The following is a 20,598-nucleotide window of genomic DNA, read 5'->3' as shown; positions in this document are numbered from 1 at the left end:
GGACGTACGGAGAACGATCACAAGGGCACTCTCGGCCCGCCCCGCCGCACGTCGACAGGCGCACACCCGCAGGTCTGTACCGGGCGCAGCGAATGGCGAATTGTTCGCAGCACGGAACGGGGCTGCTGAACAATTCCCCGGCACGCTGAGATGGGAACGAACCACCGCGCAGGACGGCTGCGCGGGACCCGCACGGCACGAGGTGCGGCACGAGCACCGGGGGGACTCATGCGGCAGGGCATCGCGCGGCACACGGTCGAGGGGGTGCCGGACGCGCGCGTATCGACGTATCCCTTCACGACCGCCGACGGACTGACTCTGCACCTGACCCGCTTCCACCGGGGCGACTGCGACGATGTGGTGCTGCTGTTGCACGGTCTGACCGGGTCCAGCGACATGTTCATCATGCCCGAGCACCGCAACCTGGCGACCCACCTGCTGGACGACGGGTTCACCGATGTGTGGACCCTCGACTTCAGGATGAGCAACCGCTTTCCGTACAACACCGAGCCCGGGGACCACACGCTCGACGACGTCGCGCTGCACGACCATCCGGCCGCGCTGGCCGAGCTGCGCCGGCACATCGGGCAGCGCAGGGTGCACGTCTTCGCGCACTGCCTCGGTTCCACGACCTTCGCCATGAGTCTGGCGGCGGGCACGGTCACCGGCGTCTCCAGCTTGGTGTCGCAGAGCGTGGCCCTGGCCGTACGGGTGCCGAGCTGGTCCCGGTGGAAGCTGGCGTTCGCGCCGACGCTCCTCGAACACGTGCTGGGGCTGTCGGCCGTCGACCCCCGCATGGCCGACGCCGCGCCGTTCACCCGCGCCTGGGCCCTGGCACGGCTGGTGTCCCTCGGCCACCCCGAGTGCGACAACCACGCGTGCAACCTGGTGAGTTTCATGTGGGGGGCGGGGTGGCCCGCGCTGTACAGCCACGGCAACCTGGCGCCGGAGACGCACGAGCGCATCGCCGATCTTCTGGGGCCCACCGGGGTGCACTACTACCGGCACATCCGGAAGATGGCGCGCGCCGGGCGGGCCGTGCGCTCCGACCCGGCGGACCCGCGCCATGCCGCGCTGCCGGTCGACTACCTGGCAGAAGCCGCCGCCGTCCGCACCCCGGTCCTCTTCCTCACCGGTGCGGACAACCACGTCTTCGGTGACGCCAACGTCGTCTGCCACCGGGAGTTCGCACGCCACGCACCCGACCGGTACGAGCTGGCGGTGCTGCCCGGTTACGGCTACATCGACCCGGTCATCGGCAAGGACGCGCACCGGGACGTCTTTCCGCTCGTCTGCGACTTCATCAGGCGACGAGCCGGTGAACCGGAGCAGTTGGATCCCTCGGAGCCGACGACATGAGCGGGGACCGCGCTGTGGCCGAGCACGTGGACGTCCTGGTCGTCGGGTCCGGATTCGGCGGCTCCGTCGCCGCGTACCGGCTCGCGCAGGCGGGGCTCGGCGTGCTGCTGATGGAGCGCGGCCGGGCCTATCCGCCCGGCAGTTTCGCCCGCACCCCCGCCCAGGCCTCCCGCGCCTTCTGGGCCCCCGAAGCCGGGTCGCACGGCCTGTTCGACGTGCGAGGCTTCCGCCACTTCGACTCGGTGGTCTCCAGCGGACTCGGCGGCGGCTCGCTGATCTACGCCAACGTGCTGCTGCGCAAGGACGAACACTGGTTCGTCCAGCGGCAGACGCTGCCGGGCGGGGGCTACGAGACCTGGCCGGTGACGCGCGCGGACCTCGACCCGCACTATGCCGCCGTCGAACGGATGCTGACCCCCACCCCCTACCCGCTGGACCGGCCCGGCCACGACGACGTGCCCAAGGCCCACGCGATGCGCTCGGCGGCCGAACGGCTCGGCCTGGAGCACTCCCTGCCCCCGCTCGCCATCAGCTTCGCGCCGGAACCGGGGGCGGAGCCGGGGATCGGGCTGCCCGTCGCCGCGGCCCCGTACGGGAATCTGCACGGTGTCACGCGCAGAACGTGCAAGCTCTGCGGCGAGTGCAACATCGGCTGCAACGAAGGGGCCAAGAACAGCCTGGACTTCACCTATCTCTCCGCGGCCCGGCAGCACGGCGCGGAACTGCGGATCGGCCACGAGGTGCGTGCGATCCGGCCGACGGCCCGGGGAGGTTACGAGGTCGACTACGTCCGGCACGACATGGAGCCCGCCCGACACCGCGACGCCGCACCCGCCCGGCACCTGCCGGTCCGAACCGTCGGCTGTGACCGTCTCGTCCTCGCGGCCGGCACCTACGGCACCACCCACCTGTTGCTGCGCAACAGCCGGAACCTGCCTTCGCTCGGTCCGACGCTCGGCACCCGCTTCTCGGCCAACGGCGACATCCTGTCGTTCGCCATCCGCACCAAGAGCGGTGACGGCGCCGTCCCCGCCGGGGTGGACCCGAGCCGCGGCCCGGTCATCACCAGCGCGATCCGGTTGCCGGACGACCTCGAAGGCCCAGGAAGCGACGGTGTCGTGCCGCCGGGACGAGGTGCCTACATCCAGGACGGCGGCTATCCGGGATTCGTCGGCTGGCTGGTCGAGGCGGCCGGTCTGCCGCAGGACGCGGGGCGTGCGGGACGCTTCCTCCTGCAGCAGGCACTCCCCCACCTCGCGGGGGCAGGCAACCACCGGCTCTCCGGCGACCTCGCCCGGTTCCTCGGGGACGGCGCCCTGTCCGACACCTCCCTGCCCTTGCTCGGCATGGGCAGGGACATGCCCAATGGTGTCCTGCACCTGCGCGGCGACACCCTCGACGCCCGGTGGTCCCCCGCGGACAGCCGCGAGCACTACGCCCGGATACGTACGGCGATGCGCGCGGTGTCGGAGGCGCTCGACGGGCGCTACGCCGACAGCCCGCACTGGCTGCTCAAGCGCATCATCACCGTGCACCCCTGCGGCGGTGCGCCCATGGGCCGTGGCCCCGTGGAGGGGGTGTGCGACGCGTTCGGGGAGGTGTACGGCCACCCCGGCCTGTACGTCATGGACGCCGCGGCGTTGCCCGGCTCCGTGGGAACCAACCCGGCGCTGACGGTCGCCGCCCTCGCCGACCGCGCCTGCACCAGGCTGCTGGAGCGGCGCGGGGCACACGACAGGCACCGGAGCGCGGCGGCCGCCCACCGTTGGCAGGCCACGCCGCCGCCCCGGACGCTCGCCACGTACGCTCCGCGCGGCTCCGTGCAGTTCACCGAGACCATGAGGGGCCTCTGCGCGCCGGGCCACAGCGATCCGGCGACCGCCCGGCGCGCCGCGTCCAAGGAGCCGCTGGCGGTACGGCTCACCGTCACCGTCGACGACATCGACGCGTTCCTGGCGGACCCCGGGCACCCCGCGCGCGTCGACGGCTGGATCCGGGCGCACGGCCTCGGCGGACGGCGCCCCGTGACCGGCGGAGAGGTCCAGGTGTTCGCCCCCGGCCGCACCCCACGCCACCGCGAGTTGCGCTACCAGCTTTTCGTCTCCGACGCCACGGGCGCGCCCCGCACCCTGGTCGGCGTGAAGGACCTCGCACCCGCGCCGCCCTCCCGGCTGTGGGCCGCCACCACCACCCTGCCCTACGTCCTTCTGGACGGACACGAACTCAAGGACCGCGACGGCGACGCCGACATCGTCGCCGCCGGGACCCTGTCGATCTCTCCGGCCGCCTTTCTCCGGCAGCTCGGCACCTTCCGCGTCACGGGGCCGCGCGGCTCGGCCGCGTTCGCGCGCTTCCACGTCTTCTTCCTGGACCAGTTGCGGCAGCTCTACGGATGGCACGGAGCTCCCCGGAGCTAGGCCCTGTCGGCGGTGGCCCATGCCGACGGGAACAGGGAGAATCCTCCGGACGGCGTCGAAAGAGTCGCGCCGCCTGCGCAGTTGAAAGGCCTTCATGTCGCTTCCTTCGCTCGACCGGTCCGCCTCGGCCTCCGCCCCCGCCCCCGCCTCCGCCGCCGTCGTCGTCGCCCGGCTCCGCGCCGCGGGCTGCGTGTTCGCCGAGGACGAGGCGGAGATGATCATGTCTGCGGCGCGGGACGCCGCCGAGCTGGCGGAGATGGTCGAGCGCCGGGCCGTCGGCCTGCCGCTGGAGCACGTCGTCGGGTACGCGGAGTTCTGCGGCCTTCGCATCGAGGTGGACACCGAGGTCTTCGTGCCCCGGCGGCGCACCGAGGCGCTCGTGCAGCGGGCCGCCGCGCTCGCGCCGTCCCGGGCGGTCGTCGTGGACCTGTGCTGCGGCTCCGGCGCGCTCGGCGTGGCGCTCGCGGACCGGCTCGACGAGGTCGAGCTGTACGCCTCGGACGTGGATCCCGCCGCCGTCCGCTGCGCCCGGCGCAACGTGGCGGCCGCGGGCGGCACGGCGTACGAGGGCGACCTCTTCGATCCGCTGCCCGCCGCGCTGAAGGGCCGCGTCGACGTACTGCTGTCCAACGTCCCTTATGTGCCCACGGTGGAGATCGAGTTGCTGCCCGCCGAGGCCCGCGAGCACGAGGCGCGCGTGGCGCTCGACGGTGGTGCGGACGGCCTCGAGGTGCTGCGGCGCGTGGTCGCGGGTGCGGCCGAGTGGCTGGCCCCGCAGGGGGTCCTGCTGTTCGAGACGAGCGAGCGGCAGAGCGACGAGGCCGTCGCGGCGGTCGCCGCCGCCGGGTTGCGGGCGCGGGTCACCACCGACGAAGAGCTCGACGCCACGGTGATCGTCGCGTCACTCTCCTGACGCCCCGTGCCGACCGGTGGCGCGAAGAGGTCGCGAAGAGGTCGCGACGAGATGCCGCAGGTGGGGCCGTCTCAACGCGTCGGGCGGTGGCGGTGTTTCGTACGGTGCTGGGTGGGCAGGTGCGGTAGCTGAGCCGGATCCCGGGACCAGGGGTCCGGCGCGCCTCCTCCCGCGGTGCCGCCTCCTCGTGCTGCCGCGCCCGGACGGAGCGCACAGGAACGGATGGAGAGACAACCGTGATACTTCGTGCCCGCACCCGCTCGACCGCCCGGGCCGCGACGCTGACCGCCGCGTGCGGCGCCTTGGTGGTGGGGCTCGCCGGCCCCTCCGCCCTCGCCGCCACCGCCCATGAGGCCACCGCCCACGACGCCGCCGCGTCCGGTGCCCAGGAGCAGGGCAAGCGGCCCGTCTGGGCCATCGCGCACCGGGTCCTGACCGTCGGCGGCGTCGACAAGGCGCTCGAGCACGGGGCCAACGCGATGGAGATCGACGCCACCGCCTGGAAGAAGGGCTGGTGGGCCGATCACGACGGGCTGCCCACGAGCGGCGGGAACACCATGGCGGAGATGTTCGACCGGATCGCGGAGCAGCGCAGGGCGGGCAAGAACATCGGCTTCGTCTGGCTGGACATCAAGAACCCCGACTACTGCGACAGCGGCGACGCGAAGTGGCGCCACTGCTCGGTCGCGGCCCTGCGCGACCTGGCCCGCACCAAGCTGGAGAGCGCCGGGGTCCGGGTCCTGTACGGGTTCTACGGCACCGCGGGCGGGGCGGGCTGGAAGGACGTCAGCGGCGGCCTCACGGACCGCGAGGGCGTCGACATCAGCGGGGACACCGAAGACGTCCTGCGCCAGTACGAGGAGTCCGGCGGCGCCATCGCCCACAACCAACGGGTCATGGACAAGGGCCTGTTCAACCTGAACCTGCCGACCGTCCTGGCAAAGGTGCGGGACCAGGTGCGCCTCGGCTCGCAGGCACGCGACCGCGGCGAACTGGCGCGCACCTTCGGCTGGACGACCGCGGCGGGCGACCGCGAGGCGACCGACCGCCTCCTTGAGGAGTCGGGCGGCGACGCCGACGGACTGATCTACGGGCACAGGGCCTCCTGCTACCCCGACGGCGTCTCCGGCACCGGCGGCTGCGGCACGGACGAGTCGTCCGCGCGGCAGGCACTGAGCCACATCCAGGACTTCGTCCGGTCCCACGACGACACGCGCCGTATGGCCACGACGCAGGACGTCCCCTTCGGAAGCTGATCGACCGGCGTGGTCCGGCGGCGTGGTCCTGCGCGAGGATGACGGGGCTCACCGATGACGGGGTTCACCGATGACGGGGTTCACCACGGAGGGAGAGACATGACTGCACAGCTCGACATGCCCGCCGGGCAGCCGCTGTACGGATGCATGGGGCTCGGCGGCACGTGGGACACCGTGCCGTACACCGCGTCGGACATCGCTCACGCGGAGGCCGCCGTCGAGGCGGCCCTCGCCATCGGCATCACGGCGTTCGACCACGCCGACATCTACCGGCGCGGCAAGGCCGAGGCGGTCTTCGGCGAGCTGCTCGCCCGGGCGCCCGATCTCCGGAGCCGCATCGTCCTGCAGACCAAGTGCGGCATCCGGCAGGCCGAGGACGGCCTGCCGGGCATGTACGACCTGCGGGGACCGAGCATCGTCCGGCGCGTCGAGGAGAGCCTCACCCGGCTCCGTACCGACGTGATCGACGTGCTCCTCCTGCACCGGCCCGACCCGCTGGCCGCTCCCGCGGAGATCGCGGAGGCGCTCACGTCCCTGCACCGGCAGGGCCTCGTGCGCCGCTTCGGCGTGTCGAACATGAGCGCCGCACAGATGGACGCACTGCAGGAGCATCTCGAACTCCCGCTGTCTGCCAACCAGTTGGAGATGAGCCTCGGCAGCAGGGACTGGGTCGAGGCGGGGGCCGTGCTGAACACACGGGACGCGACCACGAACGGCTTCCCGCACGGGACGGTCGAGTACTGCGTGGCCCGGGGCATCCGGCTCCAGGCCTGGGGCCCCCTGGCCCAGGGCCGCTTCACGGGCGCCGCCGACTCACCGGCGGCACGGCTCGTCGCCGCGCTCGCCGAGCGCAAGCGGACGACGCCGGAGACGATCCTGCTGTGGTGGCTCCAGCGCCATCCGGCCGAGATCGCTCCGGTCATCGGCACCAGCAGGCCCGAGCGCATCCTCGCCTGCCGCGACGCCGTCACACGCGAGCCGGAGCTCACCCACGAGGAGTGGTACGAGCTGTGGGTCACCGCCCGCGGCGTACCCCTGCCGTAAGAGCCTGCCCTGTGGGCACCTGCCGCGTCACGTCTCGCGCAGCGCCTTGGCGAGCACCGAATCGCCGGTGATCTCGATCCTGCCCTCCCGCGCGCCCTGCCCGACGGTGAGTTCGCCGCGGCTCACCGCCAGGCAGGTGCCGGCGTCCAGGGTGACGCGGGCGTCGGCCCCCTCGGGCGCGGGCCCGTCGCCGTAGGTCCGGGCGCCGCCCGCGAGCCGTACGTGGAAGGGGCCCTCGGCGAGCCGCACCTCCACCACTCCCTCGGCCCCGGACGTCGCAAGATGCCGCAGCAGCGGCAGCGCGAACCAGTGCGCGCGCACCGCGTCCGTCGGCGCGCGCTCGTCGAGGGCGGGCGCGCCCCAGGCGGCGAGGGCCTCAAGGACCGGCAGCAACTCGCGGCCCCTGCCGGTGAGTTCGTAGACGTACGCCGCCGAGGGCGGGGGCAGCTTGCGGCGCGTCGCCAGGCCCCGCTGCTCCATGTCCTTCAGGCGCGAGGCGAGCACGTCGGTGCTGACGCCCGGCAGATCGGCGTGGAGGTCGGTGTAGCGGCGGGGGCCGACCAGCAGTTCCCTGACGATCAGCAGGGTCCAGCGGTCGCCCACGGCGTCAAGGGTCCGGGCTGCCGCGCAGTACTGGTCGTAGCTTCGGCGAGGTGGCATGCGGCATAGTCTATGCAAGTTGTTGGACTTTCCAAGCGGTGACTTGGTAAAACCAAGTAACACACGTCACGGGAGGCGCACCGCATGGAGTTCCGGCAGTCGAGCAAGCTCAGCGAGGTCTGTTACGAGATCCGGGGCCCCGTCATCGAGCACGCCAACGCCCTTGAGGAGGCGGGCCACAGCGTCCTTCGCCTCAACACCGGCAACCCCGCGCTCTTCGGCTTCGAGGCGCCCGAGGAGATCGTCCAGGACATGATCCGGATGCTCCCCGACGCGCACGGCTACACGGACTCGCGCGGCGTCCTCTCCGCCCGTCGCGCCGTCGCCCAGCGCTACCAGGCGCTCGGCCTGACCGACGTCTCCGTGGACGACGTCTTTCTCGGCAACGGCGTGTCCGAGCTCGTCACCATGGCCGTACAGGCCCTCCTGGAGGACGGCGACGAAGTCCTCATCCCGGCCCCCGACTTCCCCCTGTGGACGGCGGTGACGACCCTCTCCGGAGGCAAGGCCGTCCACTACGTGTGCGACGAGTCCGCCGACTGGTACCCCGACCTCGACGACATGGCCTCGAAGATCACCGACCGCACCAAGGCCGTCGTGATCATCAACCCCAACAACCCCACGGGCGCGGTCTATCCGAAGGAGATCCTGGAGGGCGTCCTCGACCTGGCGCGCCGGCACGGCCTGATGGTCTTCGCCGACGAGATCTACGACCGGATCCTCTACGACGACGCGGTGCACCACAGCGTCGCCGCCCTCGCCCCCGACCTCGTCGTCCTCACCTTCTGCGGCCTGTCGAAGACGTATCGGGTGGCCGGATTCCGGTCCGGCTGGCTGGTCGTCACCGGCCCCCAGCAGCACGCCAGGAACTACCTGGAGGGGCTGACGATGCTCGCCTCCATGCGGCTGTGCCCCAACGCCCCCGCGCAGTACGCCATCCAGGCCGCGCTCGGCGGGCGCCAGTCGATCCACGAACTGACCGCGCCGGGCGGGCGGTTGCACGAGCAGCGCGACATGGCCTGGGAGAAGCTGAACGAGATCCCCGGCGTCTCCTGTGTGAAGCCGAAGGGCGCCCTGTACGCGTTCCCGCGCCTGGACCCGAAGGTCCACCCGATCCACGACGACGAGAAGTTCGTGCTCGACCTCCTCCTCCAGGAGAAGATCCAGGTCGTCCAGGGCACCGGCTTCAACTGGCCCCGCCCCGACCACTTCCGCATCCTCACGCTCCCCCACGCGGACGACCTGGACGCGGCGATCAGCCGCATCGGCCGCTTCCTCAGCAGCTATCGTCAGTAGGGCGCCCCGGCGCCCCGTAAGGGGCGCGGGGAACTGCGCGACCAGCCACGGACGGCCCGAGGGCTTCGAACGGCATCACCCCAGCGGCGCGCAGAGCGGTCACCTGGGCGCCTCCACCTGCTGCCGAATGGCGACTCGCCTCGACGCCGAGGTCCACCGCCACCTGACCGTCGAGGAGATCGGCGCGCTCCTCGACGAGGGGCGGCAGGTCATCGCCTCGGTGCACTTCGAGATCCGCCGCCCGCACCGGCCCTCGCCGGGCAGGGGCGGCCACCTGGTCCTGCTCACCCGGCGCACGCCCGAAGGGCTGCTGCACTTCCACAACCCGTCGGGCATCGACGCACCCACCCGTACCGCCACGCTGCCCGCCGACGGGTTCGAGCCGTTCTTCGCCGGGCGCGGTGTCTCGCTGCGCTGAGAGCCTGTCTTTGAACCCCCGCCTGCGCCCCGACGCCCGGCACGCACGCTCGGCGCACGGAGCCCCAGGACAGGTGGCTCCGCCACATGACCTGAGGCTCCGCACACCGATCGCACGCTTCCCCAAGCTCTCGGCTCCGCTCGAGCAGGGGAGGCCCCAATCCGCCGCTGCGCCCACGCTTCGCGCGGACGACGGGGGTTCAAAGACAGGCTCTGACAGGCGGTCACAAGGCCTGTCAGGATGACCACATGATGCGTGGAGGCAACGTCGCCGTCGTGGGCGGCAGCATCGCCGGGTGTGCCGCGGCGCTGGCCGCGCACCGCGGTGGCGCGGACGAGATCACGGTGTACGAGCGCGCCGGGGGCGGCCTGGCCGACCGCGGCGTGGGGCTCGCCGTGCACGACTCCCGTTACGCGGAGCTGGAGTCCGCCGGGTACATGGACGCGGGCATGCCCTGGGTGCAGCTCGTGCGGCGGCGCTGGTACGTGCGGGACGACGCGGCACCCTCGCCCGTGGGGCGGGAGATCGCCGTGCTGCCGTTCCCCTTCCGTACGTACAACTGGGGCCCGCTCTGGCGGGAGTTGCGCGGCCGCATGCCGCAGGACGTGGAGTTCCGCACGGGCGCCACGGTACGGGCGGTGCGTCCCGGCGGCGGAGGCGTCGAGGTGACCACCGACGCGGGGAGCACCCACCACGACCTCGTCATCGGCGCCGACGGCTACCGCTCGGCGGTCCGCGCGGCCCGCTTCGGGGACGTCCGCCCGGAGTACGCGGGCTATCTCGCCTGGCGCGGCGCGTTCCCCGAGGCCCGCCTCGCCGATCCGGAGCGGTGGGCCGATGACGACTGCGTCTACGCGGTCTTCCCCGGCGGTCACGTCATTATCTACCGCATCCCGGACGGCGCGGGCGGCCACCGCGTCAACTGGGTCCTGTACACCGCCCCTCCCCCGGACCTCGACCTCGGGCTCGGCCTCGACCTGCGGCTCACCGGTCCCACGAGCCTGCCGCCCGGCGGCCTCACCGAGGCGCTCGCCGCGCACCTCGCGTACGTCGCCGACGAACTGCTGCCGCCGTACTGGGGCGCGCTGCTGCGCGAGACGGCGCCCGCCGAGCTGTTCCTGCAGCCCATGTACGACTTCACCGCGCCCCGCTGCACCGCCGACCGCGTCCTGCTGGTCGGCGACGCGGCCGCGGTGGCCCGGCCGCACACCGGCGCGGGCGCCGTCAAGGCGCTGCAGGACGCCACGGTCCTGGAGTCCGCCCTCACCGCGGCCGACAGCTGGGCGGACGCCCTGGACGCGTACGACGCCGACCGGACCGCCTCGGGCCGTTCGATGGTGGATCTGGGGTGGCGGCTCGGCGCGGCCCTCGTCCAGGAGACCCCGGACTGGCGTGCCATGGACCAGGCCACGATGGAGACGTGGTGGAAGCAGGCGGACGGCTCCGGGGCGTTCGGCGGCCGGGAGCTGAAGCGCTGACACACCCGCACGCGGCGGCGTGACGTGTGGTCAGGCGGTGGCTGTGCGTGCCGTTCCTGCCTCGTTTTGGGGATGCGCGCCCGAGATCAATAGTATCCGGCGATGATCACAAGACAACGGCCGGCGGCCTGGGCCATCGCCCTGCTCGCTGCCCTGACCGCCGGGCTCGTCACGGCAGGCCCCGCGGCGGCCGCCGACGGCGACGAACCGGCACAGCCCTCCCCCAAGGTCGAGCTGGTCCTCGACGTCAGCGGCTCCATGCGGGCCCGCGACATCGACGGCAAGTCCCGGATGGCCGCCGCGAAGCAGGCCTTCAACGAGGTCCTGGACGCGACTCCGGACGAGGTCGCGCTCGGCATCCGCACCCTGGGCGCCAACTACCGCGGCGACGACCGCAGGACGGGCTGCAAGGACACCGAGCTGCTCTACCCCGTGGAGCGGCTCGACAAGGCGGGCCGCACCGACGCGAAGACCGCCGTGGCGACGCTCGCGCCGACCGGCTGGACCCCGATCGGCCCGACGCTGCTCAAGGCCGCCGGCGACCTGACGGACGACACCGCCGAGCGCAGCCGCCGCATCGTGCTGATCTCCGACGGCGAGGACACCTGTCAGCCGCTCGACCCGTGCGTGGTCGCCCGCGACATCTCCGCCAAGGGCATCCACCTCACCATCGACACGCTGGGCCTGGTGCCCGACGCCAAGACCCGCGACCAGTTGAGCTGCATCGCGGAGGCCACCGGCGGGACGTACACGTCGGTCCGGCACACCGATGAACTCTCCGGCCGCGTCAAGCAGTTGGTGGACCGCGCGGCCGACCCGGTCGTCACGCCCGTCGAGGCGAAGGGCGCCGCGCAGTGCACCGGCGCCCCCGAGCTGAAGTCGGGTCTCTACACCGACCGCGAGAAGTTCGGCGAGCACCGCTGGTACCGCGTGAACGTCCCGGCGGGCAAGGAGCTGCGCGCCTCGGTGAGCGTGTCCGCGGACCGGGCGGTCAACCAGGACTACGGCGTGCTGCTGCGCGCCGAGACACCGCAGGGCCGTGAGCTCGTGCGCGGCCAGGAGTCCGGCGACGGGCGCACCGACGTGATCTCGACCGGCCTGCGCCATCCGACGCCGGAGGCGGACGACGAGGAAGACGAGAACACAGCCGACACCGTGTGCCTGCGCGTCAGCAACTCGTTCTCCGCCCCCGCGTCCGTGAAGACGGCACCCGGCCTGCCGGTCGAGCTCGCCGTCGACCTGGTCGACTCCCCCGACGAGGCGTCGGACGTCGCCTTCTTCGGGCTGGGCCACGGCTGGTGGCTGCTCGGTCTGCTCGTCGTGGTCGGCTTCCTCGCCGGTCTGGTCTGGGGCTGGGTCTCGCGCTGGCGCTTCGCGGTCTGGAGGACCAACTGATGCGTACGACACGTGTGGTGCGGCGCTTCGCCGCGGTGACCGGCGCCGCCCTGCTGGCCCTGACGGGCGCCGCGGGAGTCGCGGCGGCCGATGACGACGAGCCCGCAGAGAAGGTCACGGAGGCGGGTACGTCCTTCCGTACCGCGACCGCGCTCCGCATCGACCAGGAGGCCTCGGCGGAGGCGTCCACGGGCGACTACCTGTACTGGGCGTTCCCCGTGGACACCGGGCAGCGCGCCACCGTGCACGCGACGGTGAAGCTCCCCGACGCCGCCGCCCGGCACGCCGCGTCGACCTGGCGGGTCGACGTGTACGACGGGCTGCGGCGCCGCCAGGCCTGCCGCCTCGGCACCCCGGCGAAGACGGCCGCGCAGGACGCCGCGTCGGTGTCGCTCTCGTGCACGCTGCGCACCGTCAGGGCCTGGTCCGAGGAGTGGGCCGACGATCCGCTGCCGGGCACCTACTACGCGCGGCTCACGGTCACCGGCCTCAAGGCGGACGACCTGGGTCTGCCGGTGCGGGCCGAGGCGAAGGTCACCGCGACCGACGCGGGCGGCGCGCAGGCGGTGGACGGCACGCTCGGTGAGCCGCTGGTGCCGGGCGCGGGTTCGGACAAGCAGCGGACCGCGGCCGCCGTGGAACCGGAGGACGGCTGGTCGGGCGGCTGGTGGTCCTCGCGCTGGCTCTGGACGGCGGCCGGCGGTGTCCTCGCGGCGCTCGCGGGCGTCGGCGGCTACGCCCTGACGCGCGGCTCGGGCCGCCCGGCACGGGTGCCGCAGGGCATGTAGGGATCCGCTCGCGGGGTCCCGCCACACGCACCGCGGGACCCGCTTGCCGGGTCCCGCCGGGCGGACCGCCCGGCGGGCGTGGCAGGCTCGGTGGTGGCGGTGCCGGTCGGTTCCGCCACCACCGGAAGAACAGGATCGGCGCGACCATGGGTGATCTGCTCCTCGTCCGGCACGGCGAGACGGAGTGGTCCCTTACGGGGCAGCACACGGGCTCGACGGACATCCCCCTGACGGACAACGGCAGGGAGCAGGCCCGCTCGCTCGCCCCGCTCATCGGCAGGTTCCGGATCGGGGCGGCGTTCACCAGCCCCCGGCAGCGCTCGCGGGAGACCGCGGAGCTGGCCGGGTTCGGGAACGCGCGGGTGGACCCGGACCTGAGCGAGTGGGACTACGGGGCGTACGAGGGCATCACGACCTTCGACATCCACCGCACCCGCCCCGACTGGTACCTGTTCACGGACGGCGTCGCCCCCGGCCCGCCGGAGCACCCCGGCGAGAGCCCGGAGCAGGTGGGCGAGCGCGCCGACCGCATGCTCGCCAAGGTGGACGCGGCGCTCGCCGACAACGAGGGCAGTGTCGTCCTCTTCGCCCACAGCCACTTCCTGCGCGTCCTGACGGCCCGGCGCCTGGGCCTGCCCGCGTCGGGCGGCTCGATGTTCCTGCTCGCCACCGGCACGGTGAGCCGGCTCTCCACCGAGCACCGGCGGCACGTGGTGGCGAGCTGGAACCTGCGCCCGCAGCTGGTGAGTTGATTCACGACGCCCCCCGCGTTCGACAGCCTCGATGATGATCATCAAGACTGCGCTCATGCGATACGGCGTGAATCTCCTCAACTTCGGCTCCGGCACCACCCCCGACTCCCTCGTGCGGCAGGCGACCGACGCCCGCGAGCTCGGCTGCGAGTTCGCGATGATCTCCGACCACATCGCGGTGACCCCCGACGTCCACGAGGTCTATCCGGCGCCGTTCTACGACCAGTTCGTGCTCGCCGCGCACCTCGCGGGGCGCGTGCCGGGGCTGCGGCTCGGCACCACCATCACCGTGATCCCCTACCGGCACCCCCTGCAGACCGCGCGCCTGGCCGCCAACATCGACCGGCTCAACGAGGCCGGTTTCATCCTCGGCGCCGGTGTGGGCTGGTCCGCCGCCGAGTACGAGGTGCTCGGCGTGCCGTTCCGGGAGCGCGGCGCGATCACCGACGAGTACCTCACCGCGATCCGCGCCGCCTGGCGCGAGGACCCGACGTCCTTCCACGGCACGTACGTCGCGTACGACGGCGTGCGCACCGCGCCCGCCCCCGCGACCAGCCCCTGCCTCCCCGTCTGGGTGGGCGGCAACTCCCCCGCGGCGCAGCGCCGCGCGGCCCGCCTCGGCGAGGGCTGGCACCCGTTCATGCCGAGCCGGGAACTGCTGGCCACGGCGCTGCCCCGCATCACGGCCGAGGCCGACGCGGCGGGCCGCCCCGCGCCCGGCCTCGTACCGCGCCTGCAGATCCGGCTGGGGCAGCGACCGGACACCGCGGACCGGCCGCTCGGCCACGGCAGCCTCGACCAGATCCGCGGCGACCTGGAGACGCTGGCCGGTCTCGGCGCCACGGACGTGCTCCTGGACACCTACCCCGGCAGCCCCGGGGAGCGGGCCGGCGCGGACGAGGACCGCCGGGTCCTCGAACTCCTGATGTCGGTGGCCCCGACCGCCTGATGTCAGTGGCACAGGGCACCATCGGAGGCAGGTGAAGGAACCTGCCGGGGAAGGGGTGCGTGCGCGGTGAAGCCTCCGACAGCCGCACAGCGACGGATCATCGAGGCCGCGGACCCGCAGACCGGGCGCCTGTCCGGCAGCGAGGCCCAGCTGACGGGCCTGGTGCGGGCGCGCCTGGCCTTCCGCCATCCCCGGCCGCCCCACGCGTGTTTCCTGACGCCCGCGGGGCATCGCGTCCGGGAAGAGGGCGACCCCGCCCCCGCCGCCCCGCAGCCGCCTCCCCCGGCGGCCTCCGGGGCCTTCGCGGCGCGCACCGGCACGGAGACGGCGCCGCCCGGCACAGAGGGCCCCGCCCGCGCGCGGGAGGTGCGCAGCGCCTGGGAGGGCCTGGTCGAACTGCGCCGGATGACCAACGCCGACGGGGCCAGGGACCGCCCCTGCGCGTGGGAGCGTACGCATCTCGTGCAGGCGGCGGCGCTGGCCCTGGAGGCGGCCGGGTGCCGCCCGGCGGGCCCCGGCGACGAGGGGTACCGGGTGGTGGAGACGCCACAGCCGGAGGCCGTCGCCGTCCGGGAACCGACGCCGGAGGGGCTGCGGGAGTGCGGTGCCGCCCTGGAGCGGGCGGGCTGGCAGGTCGGCGAGCACACCGAGCCGCGCGGCGGCGGGCGCTATGTCCTCGCGTCGCCGCGGCGGACGTGAGCGGGGCTCACGCCGCCTGCTCCGGAGTCCCGACGCCGCCGTCCGTCGCCGCGGGGCCTGCCTCCGTGGCCGCGCGACCGTCGTCCTTGACCGCGGAGCCGCCGCCCATGGCCGCTGGCCCGGCCTCCGTGGCCGCGGGGCCGCTGCCCGACGCCAGCAGCCTGGCGAGCTCAAGCCGCTTGATCTTCGTGGTGGCGGTCTGCGGCAGCTCCTCCAGACGCCACTGGACGGGCCGCGCCATGGGGGCGAGGGCCGCGGCGGCCGCGTCCCAGGCGGCCAGGTCGAGCGGCTCGTCGCCCTTGGTGCACACGACGGGTACGGCCGTGCCGTCCGCGCCCCGCACCACGATGACTTCGGCGAGCTGGCCGAGCCTGCCGATGAGGTGGTCCTCGGCGGCCAGCGTGCTGCCGAACCCTTCGATCAGATCGACCTCGCGGTCGAGGAGATGGATGCAGCCCCACTTGGTGCGGTAGCCCACGTCGCCCATCCGCCACCAGCCGCCTTCGGAGACCTGCTGGTCGTAGCGTTGCCGCTCGCCGAGGTAGGTCACGATCCGGCCGTCGCTGCGCACCTCGATGTAGCCGGGGTTCTCCTCGGAGGGCGGGTTGCCGTCGCGGCTGACGACGCGTGCGTCGGTCATGCCGGGGAACGGCATGCCGACACAGCGGCCGTCGTCGCTCAGGGTGCGCCGCCTGGTGAAGGCCCGTACGACAGCGGGTCCGATCTCGCTCTGGCCGTAGAGCTGCCCGAAGAGCGGGGCCCTGCGCCGCGTCGCGTGCAGGAGCCGGTGCACGGTGCGCGGGTGGATCGCGTCGAACGTGCTGCTGAACAGCTTGACGTTCGCCAGCGGCCGGCGCGGATCGTCCGCCAGCTCCTCCCACTCCATGAACGAGTTGGGGTGGGCTTCCAGGATCCCCGGGCGCAACCGGGCGAAGAGGTCGGCGACGTGCTCCGGTCCGGAATCGGCCAGTACGAGCACGGGGAAGCCGCGGAGCAGGGAGATGGCCAGGGCGGTGAAGAGCCGGGAGTGCACGAACGACACGTGCAGGGCCGTTGTCTCCCGCTTGCGCACGATCGGCGCGAGGATCGACGCCTGGGGCCGGTAGCGGGCCTGCAGGCTGCGTCCCGTGTGCACGGCGAGCTTCGGAGTGCCGGTCGTTCCCGACGTGTGGGTGATCAGCGTCGGGTGCTCGGGAGGCATGGTGACGGGGGCGACGCGCTCCGCCCCGGCGAACGCGGCCAGCGGCGTGGCGCCCTCGTGGGTGCCGGAGGTGAGCAGCACCCGCCGGGCCGCGTCGAAGACGGCGGCGGGCAGCTCCTGGGTGAGCTTGGCCTCGTCGGTGACCAGGAAGGGCCGGTCGGCCCTGGTGACCAGTTCGGTGACGGTCGCACCGTCCAGCGAGGGCGAAAGCAGCACCGGCACCGCGCCGGTGCGCGCCACGGCGCAGGCCAGCAGGGTGATGTCGAAGCTGTCCGACTTGTGGACGACGACGCGCTCGCCGGGGCGGACCCCCGCGGCCCACAGCCGGGCGGCGAAGTCGTCGACGAGTTCCGCGACCTCGGCGATCGTGGCCCGGCGGCCGAGACCGGGCGCGATGTCGAGGTCGTGGTCGAGGATCAGCACGTTCGTCGGGTGCCGGGAGGCCGCTCGCTCGAAGAGCGTGCCCAGTCGGATACCGCGGTTGGCAAGGCGTTGGAGCAGCATGGCGCCAGGAACTCCTCATCGGGAAACAGGGTGGGTGGAGGCGTGCGGCGGCCCCTCCGACCGGATCGGGCCGGATCAGGGGTTCAGGCCGGCTCAGAGGTTCAGGCCGGTTCAGGCCGGGGCCGCCTGGGGAACGGCGAGGAGCGCGCCGAGCAGCGCGCCCATGATGCGCGGCCCGTCCTTGGTGAGGACCGACTCGGGATGGAACTGCAGGGAGGCGAAGTGCTCCCCGCGCAGTGCGTGGATCTCACCCGTCGCCGGGTCCCTGCTCACCCGGACGGACCCGGCGGCGGGGCGCTCCACCTCGTCCGCGGGGCTCCGCGCGGCGAACGTGTTGTAGAACCCGACGCGCTCAGTGGCGCCGAAGAGGTCGATCTCCCGCTGCACGCCCTGGTTCGGGACGTCGCGACGGACGAGGCCGAACCCGAGTTCCGCGGCGAGCACTTGGTGACTGAGGCACACCGCGAGGAACGGCCTGCGCTCCGCGAGCAGGGTCCGCACCCCGGAGCGCAGACGGTCGATCTTCGGGTGCGCGCTCGCGCGCGGATCGCCGGGCCCCGGCCCCATGACCACCAGGTCGTATCCGTCGAAAGCGTACGGCTCGTCGAATCGACGGATCGTCACATCAAGGCCCAGTGACCGTAGTTGATGACTGATCATCGCCGTGAAGGTGTCCTCGGCGTCCACGACGAGAACCCGCCGTCCCGCCAACAGCGGCTCCCGCTGCCCGCGTTCGCTCTCCTCGGCCAGCCAGAAGTCGGCGATGGACTCGTTGCGCCGCTCCAGTGCCGCTCGGACGGCGGGGTGGGCACCAAGGTTCCCCGGACGGCCACCGCTCAGCGCGCCGATGAGGCCGGCCGCCTTGGCACGCGTCTCCGCGGCCTCCGACGCCGGGTCGGAGTGCCGCACGAGGGTGGCGCCCACTCCGATCCGCAGCCTTCCCTCGCTGTCGATGTCGGCCGTGCGGATCAGAATCGCCGAGTCGAGCGTGCGCTCCCCGCGCGCGTCCCGGCCGATGAGTGCCGCGATCCCGCTGTAGTAGCCGCGCCCCCCGGATTCGTACCGCCCGATGACCCGGCAGGCGCTCTCCAGCGGACTGCCCGTGACAGTGGGGGCGAACATCGTCTCGCGCAGGATCTCGCGGGGGTCCCTGGTGGTCTCGCCCTCGATGAAGTACTCGGTGTGGGCGAGCCGCGTCATCTCCTTGAGGAACGGGCCCACCACCCGGCCGCCCCCGTCACAGATCCTGGCCATCATCTTGAGCTCTTCGTCCACCACCATGTAGAGCTCGTCGGCCTCCTTGCGGTCGGCGAGGAAGTCCATGGCGCCGGTCAGGGTGGGACCGGACGGCGGGAAGCGGTAGGTGCCGCTGATGGGGTTCATCACCGCCGTGCCGCTCTGCAGGCTGACGTGGCGTTCGGGCGAGGCGCCGACGAAGGTGCGCTCCCCGGTGTGGACGAGGAACGTCCAGTACGCGCCGGACTCCCGCTCCAACAGGCGCCGGAAGACCGTGAGGGCGCTGTGCGTGCCGTAGTCGGTGATGTCCGCGACGAAGGCGCGCTTGATGACGAAGTTGGCCCCCTCTCCCGTGCCGATCTCATCGGCGATGATCTTCCGTACGGTCTCGGCGTACGCCGCGTCGTCCACGTCGAAGTGCCCGTCGGACAGTTCGATCGCGACGTCAGGGACCCGGGCGAGCACCTCGGCGAAGGACACCGTGTGCTGGTCGGTGACGGACAGCGCGATGAGCGGCGAGCCGTCGTCGGTGCAGGTGAACCCGCGCTCGGCGAGCTGCCGGTAGGGGATGACGGCGAGGGTCTCGTGGCGCGGCCCGGCAGCCGGTTCCTCTTCGGAGAGGGGCAGGTCGAGCAGCGAGGCGGGGTACGAGACGTCGCCGCGCAGCAGGTCGAGGACCTCCGGGCCCGTCCGCTCGGGGCGGTGCAGCAGGGCGAAGGGGGGCGGGTGGGGCGCCAGGACGTGGGACAGCGGGTCCGGTTCTGTCATGCCAGTCATGCCAGGACCTCCTTGGCGGTGGTGACCACCGCGCAGTTCGCGGCCGCGTACTCGACGGCCTGCCGGTGGAACGCGGACGAGAAGTCGGCGACGCCGTCGGCCACCAGGAACGTCTCGATGTCGTGGCTGTACGCCTCGACGGCGGTGACCAGCACCCCTACGTGCGCGTACACACCGCACACGACGAGCTGGTCGCGCCCTTCGGCGCGCATCCGTGCCAGGAGATCGGTGCGGAAGAAGGCGCTGTAGCGCCACTTGGTGAGCAGCCAGTCCCCGGTGGCCGGGGCGAGGGGTCCGACGACCTCGCGGTCGGCCGGGTCGACGCGCATGCCGGGGCCCCAGAAGTCCTTGAGCAGACCCCGTTGTTCCTCGGTCATGCCGCCGGGCTGTGCCGTGTAGGCGACCTGGACGCCCTGCTCGCGCGCCCGGTCGCGCAGCAGCGTCACATTGCGTACGAGTTCCTCGCGCAGTTCTTCGGGCAGTGGCCGCAGGAAGTAGCGCTGCATGTCGTGGATGAGCAGGACCGCGCGCTGCGGGTCGACGGTCCACTGCGGGACGCGGGCGGGCAGGTCGCCCGCCGTCGGCATGGGGTAGGGCGCGATGGGCGGTATGCCGGACATGGAGACTCCTCGGCTCTTGTGGGGCGGTGGACGGGGGCTTCGCGCGCGCCTCAGGCGCCGAGGGTCGCGCCGCCGTCGACGGTGAGTTCGTGCAGCGTGATGTGGGCGGCCCGGCCGGACAGCAGGAAGGCGACGGCGTCGGCGACGTCGCGGGGGCCCGCGATCCTGCCGAGCGGGATCCCCAGCCGGTACGCCTCCGGCCGGCCCTCGATCGTCGCCCGGCGCCCCGAGTCGTCGTGCCACATCGAGCGGAGCATGGGGGTGTCGGTCGAGCCGGGCGCCACCACGTTGCTGCGGATTCCGTGCGCGGCCACCTCCAGGCCGAGCGACTTCGTGAACATCGAGGCAGCGGCCTTCGACGCGGCGTAGGCGGCCATCCCGGCGCGCGGGGTGGAGGCCGCGTTGGACGCCACGGTGACGATCGCCCCGCGGCGGCGGGGCACCATGCGGGCGACGACGGCCTGGGAGACCTGGAACACGCCGGTCACGTTGACGGCGAAGGTGGCCTGCCAGTCCTCGTCGCGGAAGTCGGCCACGGGGCCCTCCCGGAGGATGCCCGCGGCGTTGACGAGGTGGTCGACGGGTCCGAGGTCCCGCTCGACCGCGTCGACCAGTTCGCGTACGGCGGCGCCGTCCGTGACGTCGGCGGGGAACGCCTCGACGGCGAGGCCGTCCGCAGTCAGCTTCTCGACGGTCTCGCCCAGCTGGCCGGCGTCCTTGTCGACGGCCGCGACGACCGTGCCGTCCTCTCCCAGCGCCCGTGCGACGGCGGCGCCGATACCGCCCGCGGCTCCGGTGACGAGGGCGATCTTGTGCTCCATGGGGGTCTCCTCGGT

The 20,598-nt window shown here is 73.0% G+C and carries 18 protein-coding genes; 13 read left to right on the top strand and 5 right to left on the bottom strand.

Annotation, left to right across the window (positions count from 1 at the left end; translation table 11 throughout):
* Positions 1–228 precede the first annotated feature (228 nt).
* The 5 genes from ACFVYL_RS23375 to ACFVYL_RS23355 all read left to right on the top strand — a co-directional run bounded on the left by ACFVYL_RS23375 (position 229) and on the right by ACFVYL_RS23355 (position 6,989).
* Positions 229–1,359 carry an alpha/beta fold hydrolase gene (locus ACFVYL_RS23375; protein WP_389719145.1) on the top strand — a complete coding sequence of 377 codons (1,131 nt, stop codon included), beginning with the start codon at positions 229–231 and terminating at the stop codon, positions 1,357–1,359.
* Positions 1,356–3,776: a GMC oxidoreductase gene (locus tag ACFVYL_RS23370; protein ID WP_389719143.1), complete on the top strand. Its 2,421-nt coding sequence runs from the start codon at positions 1,356–1,358 to the stop codon at positions 3,774–3,776. Before ACFVYL_RS23375 ends, ACFVYL_RS23370 begins: the two co-directional genes overlap by 4 nt.
* 94 nt (positions 3,777–3,870) lie before the next feature.
* The gene (locus ACFVYL_RS23365) at positions 3,871–4,689 is read left to right on the top strand and encodes a putative protein N(5)-glutamine methyltransferase (protein WP_389719142.1); all 819 of its coding nucleotides are present in this window, start codon (positions 3,871–3,873) and stop codon (positions 4,687–4,689) included.
* Between the two features lie 236 nt (positions 4,690–4,925).
* Entirely contained in the window at positions 4,926–5,945 is a 1,020-nt protein-coding gene (locus ACFVYL_RS23360) for a phospholipase (protein WP_389719141.1), read from the top strand.
* Positions 5,946–6,044: 99 nt separating this feature from the next.
* Entirely contained in the window at positions 6,045–6,989 is a 945-nt protein-coding gene (locus tag ACFVYL_RS23355; RefSeq protein ID WP_389719139.1) for an aldo/keto reductase family oxidoreductase, read from the top strand.
* A gap of 27 nt (positions 6,990–7,016) precedes the next feature.
* Here the strand turns inward: ACFVYL_RS23355 and ACFVYL_RS23350 are convergent, their stop codons facing one another.
* A complete protein-coding gene (locus tag ACFVYL_RS23350) occupies positions 7,017–7,649 on the bottom strand; it encodes a winged helix-turn-helix transcriptional regulator (RefSeq protein ID WP_389719138.1) in 633 nt (210 codons plus the stop codon).
* Between the two features lie 84 nt (positions 7,650–7,733).
* Here ACFVYL_RS23350 and ACFVYL_RS23345 point away from each other — a divergent pair, with 84 nt between their 5' ends.
* From ACFVYL_RS23345 to ACFVYL_RS23310, 8 genes are all read left to right on the top strand, one after another.
* Positions 7,734–8,945, top strand: coding sequence for a pyridoxal phosphate-dependent aminotransferase (locus ACFVYL_RS23345; RefSeq protein ID WP_389719137.1), 1,212 nt, complete (start codon positions 7,734–7,736; stop codon positions 8,943–8,945).
* A gap of 127 nt (positions 8,946–9,072) precedes the next feature.
* Positions 9,073–9,363 (top strand): hypothetical protein, encoded by a 291-nt coding sequence (locus ACFVYL_RS23340; RefSeq protein ID WP_389719136.1) that lies wholly within the window; start codon positions 9,073–9,075, stop codon positions 9,361–9,363.
* A gap of 251 nt (positions 9,364–9,614) precedes the next feature.
* Positions 9,615–10,841, top strand: a complete 1,227-nt coding sequence (locus ACFVYL_RS23335) for an FAD-dependent monooxygenase (RefSeq protein WP_389719253.1) — start codon at positions 9,615–9,617, stop codon at positions 10,839–10,841.
* A gap of 102 nt (positions 10,842–10,943) precedes the next feature.
* A complete protein-coding gene (locus ACFVYL_RS23330) occupies positions 10,944–12,236 on the top strand; it encodes a VWA domain-containing protein (RefSeq protein ID WP_389719135.1) in 1,293 nt (430 codons plus the stop codon).
* Complete coding sequence (locus ACFVYL_RS23325) at positions 12,236–13,024, top strand: hypothetical protein (RefSeq protein WP_389719134.1); 789 nt, start codon at positions 12,236–12,238, stop codon at positions 13,022–13,024. Before ACFVYL_RS23330 ends, ACFVYL_RS23325 begins: the two co-directional genes overlap by 1 nt.
* A gap of 146 nt (positions 13,025–13,170) precedes the next feature.
* Positions 13,171–13,776: a histidine phosphatase family protein gene (locus ACFVYL_RS23320; protein WP_389719133.1), complete on the top strand. Its 606-nt coding sequence runs from the start codon at positions 13,171–13,173 to the stop codon at positions 13,774–13,776.
* Positions 13,777–13,831: 55 nt separating this feature from the next.
* Positions 13,832–14,725, top strand: a complete 894-nt coding sequence (locus ACFVYL_RS23315) for a TIGR03619 family F420-dependent LLM class oxidoreductase (protein WP_389719132.1) — start codon at positions 13,832–13,834, stop codon at positions 14,723–14,725.
* Positions 14,726–14,791: 66 nt separating this feature from the next.
* Positions 14,792–15,424, top strand: a complete 633-nt coding sequence (locus ACFVYL_RS23310; protein ID WP_389719131.1) for a hypothetical protein — start codon at positions 14,792–14,794, stop codon at positions 15,422–15,424.
* 7 nt (positions 15,425–15,431) lie between these two features.
* Here the strand turns inward: ACFVYL_RS23310 and ACFVYL_RS23305 are convergent, their stop codons facing one another.
* The 4 genes from ACFVYL_RS23305 to ACFVYL_RS23290 all read right to left on the bottom strand — a co-directional run bounded on the left by ACFVYL_RS23305 (position 15,432) and on the right by ACFVYL_RS23290 (position 20,583).
* Positions 15,432–17,129: a class I adenylate-forming enzyme family protein gene (locus tag ACFVYL_RS23305; RefSeq protein ID WP_389719130.1), complete on the bottom strand. Its 1,698-nt coding sequence runs from the start codon at positions 17,127–17,129 to the stop codon at positions 15,432–15,434.
* Positions 17,130–17,240: 111 nt separating this feature from the next.
* Positions 17,241–19,142: an anthranilate synthase family protein gene (locus ACFVYL_RS23300; protein ID WP_389719128.1), complete on the bottom strand. Its 1,902-nt coding sequence runs from the start codon at positions 19,140–19,142 to the stop codon at positions 17,241–17,243.
* Entirely contained in the window at positions 19,139–19,762 is a 624-nt protein-coding gene (locus ACFVYL_RS23295) for an isochorismatase family protein (protein ID WP_389719127.1), read from the bottom strand. Before ACFVYL_RS23295 ends, ACFVYL_RS23300 begins: the two co-directional genes overlap by 4 nt.
* Positions 19,763–19,812: 50 nt before the next feature.
* Positions 19,813–20,583, bottom strand: a complete 771-nt coding sequence (locus ACFVYL_RS23290) for a 2,3-dihydro-2,3-dihydroxybenzoate dehydrogenase (protein ID WP_389719125.1) — start codon at positions 20,581–20,583, stop codon at positions 19,813–19,815.
* Positions 20,584–20,598: the final 15 nt, after the last annotated feature.

This window comes from Streptomyces sp. NPDC058308, assembly GCF_042880275.1.
Lineage (GTDB): Bacteria > Actinomycetota > Actinomycetes > Streptomycetales > Streptomycetaceae > Streptomyces.
The sequence above is the reverse complement of the archived record's forward strand: the minus strand, read 5'-3'. Positions and strand labels throughout refer to the sequence as shown.